This window comes from Streptomyces sp. NPDC054849, assembly GCF_053610945.1.
This window is the reverse complement of record NZ_JBSGZI010000195.1, coordinates 1-1,778: the sequence shown is the minus strand read 5'-3', so window position 1 is coordinate 1,778 and position 1,778 is coordinate 1. Positions and strand designations below refer to the sequence as shown.

General features: G+C 73.2%; 2 protein-coding genes. Both read right to left on the bottom strand.

All coding sequences use genetic code 11. The annotated features are described in order from the left end of the window. Positions 1-197: 197 nt before the first annotated feature. The gene (locus ACWGIF_RS37830; RefSeq protein WP_453504398.1) at positions 198-776 is read right to left on the bottom strand and encodes a YdeI/OmpD-associated family protein; all 579 of its coding nucleotides are present in this window, start codon (positions 774-776) and stop codon (positions 198-200) included. Between the two features lie 214 nt (positions 777-990). Beyond that, a complete protein-coding gene (locus ACWGIF_RS37825; RefSeq protein WP_453504396.1) occupies positions 991-1,458 on the bottom strand; it encodes a DoxX family protein in 468 nt (155 codons plus the stop codon). Positions 1,459-1,778 lie beyond the last annotated feature (320 nt).

The window sequence follows — 1,778 nt, the reverse complement described above, 5'->3', positions numbered from 1 at the left end:
AAATTGTTTAATCCGGGGGGGGGGCCGTTTAGGCCCGGCTTGCACAACTCGTCACCGGGTTTTTGTTTGCCCGGCGGGGCTGGCCCACCGCGGGGTGGGCCAGGCCCGACGCCTTTCCCCGCCGCCCACCGTCCCCGCCCGCGGCCCCCCTGCCTACCGCTGCACGGCCCTACCGCCCCACGGCCCGCGCGACCGGCTCAGGCCGGCGCGCCACCCCCCATCAGCAGACGCACAGCTCTGTCGAGCCGGGCCCGCCTGGTCTCCGGACTGAGCGCCTGCAGCAGCGGCAGCACGACGAGGTAGCGTCCGGTCTTGTCGAGCGCCTCGAACGCCTTCCCGGCCTCGGGGTGCGCATCGAGCGCCGCCGCGAGGTCCGGTGGCACCGACGCCGTCTTCTGCGACTCGTACGCGTGCGCCCAGCGCCCGTCCTCCTGCGCCCGGCGTACTTCGGCCAGCCCGGGTTCACGCATCCGGCCCGCGGCCGTCAGCTCCGCGACCTTGTCCACGTTCACCTGTGACCACAGGCTCTTGGGCCGACGGGGCACGTACTTCTGCAGGTAGTACTGCGCGTCGAGGGCGCGCCGTTGCCCGGAGATCCATCCGTAGCACAGCCCGATGTCGACCAACTCGTCGTCGGTGACCGACGCAATGCCGGACTTCTTCTTCGCGAGCCTGATCCACACCCCCTCGTGGCGCGTGTGGTGCTCGGCGAGCCAGCCCTCGAACGCCTCCGCGTCCGCGAAGCCGACGATCTCCACCCCGTTGAGTTCGTCCATGGATCCAGGCTATCGCCCGGCGGACCGGTCGTTCGGGGGCGGGCCCCGCCCCACCCGGTATGCAGACCGGGCCGAGGTTGCGGGGGTCCCCGCGGGGGCCGAGCGGCTGCCTGAACCGTCGCCGCTCGGTCGAACGCGTCGGGCACGACCAGACGTTGGCCGCACCGCCCCGCTGGGGCCCGGGCGCCGAGGGAAGCGGCGGGGAATCGATTCCTCAGGCGGTCACGGTCTCCGGGCGGGTCTCGTCCCGGCGTCCGGAGGATGCGGAGGATGAGGCGGAGGTGCGGGAGCCGAACAGCCGGTCCACGGCGAAGGCGCCCGGGCCGGTGAAGACCAGCAGCAGGAAGGACCAGCAGAACATCGCGGAGGCCTCGCCGCCGTTCTGCAGCGGCCAGAGCGCCTCGGGCTGGTGCACGGTGAAGTACGCGTACGCCATCGAGCCGGAGGCGACGAAGGCGGCCGCGCGGGTACCGAGGCCCAGCAGGATCAGGCCGCCGGCGATCAGCTGGATGGCTGCGGCGTACCAGCCCGGCCAGCTGCCGGCCGCGACGGTGCCGCCGCCGTGCGCACCGCCGAGGACTCCGAAGAGGGAGGCGGCCCCATGCGAGGCGAAGAGCAGTCCGGTGACGATCCGGAACAGCGCGAGGGCATAGGGCCGGGCATGGTCGAGACGCGAGGTCATGGGGGGACTCCTGCGGTGGGGGACGGGGGCCCGAAGTCGTGGCGGGGATCCTCGAGCGCGAGCGAGCCATAGGTTAGGTAGGCCTTACCGACCTGGCAAGCGCGACTTCCGGCCACCGGCCGAGGGGGTCCGACGCTATCCCGCCGCCGGAAGGACACGCCGGTGACGCGCGCGGGAGTCCCCGCGCCGGGGCGGTCTCACGGGTCTCGGGGCAGGTCGGGTGCCCGGACGGTGATTCGGGACCCGCCGGTCCGCTCCCCTGTGGCGGACCGGCGGGTCCTCGTGTCGCCACCGAGCCCAGGGCCGGGGCTCAGCCCCAG

Bases quoted from the DNA above. Each gene is read 5' to 3' on its own strand.
- ACWGIF_RS37825 (WP_453504396.1), bottom strand. From the start codon at position 1,458: ATGACCTCGCGTCTCGACCATGCCCGGCCCTATGCCCTCGCGCTGTTC.
- ACWGIF_RS37830 (WP_453504398.1), bottom strand. From the start codon at position 776: ATGGACGAACTCAACGGGGTGGAGATCGTCGGCTTCGCGGACGCGGAG.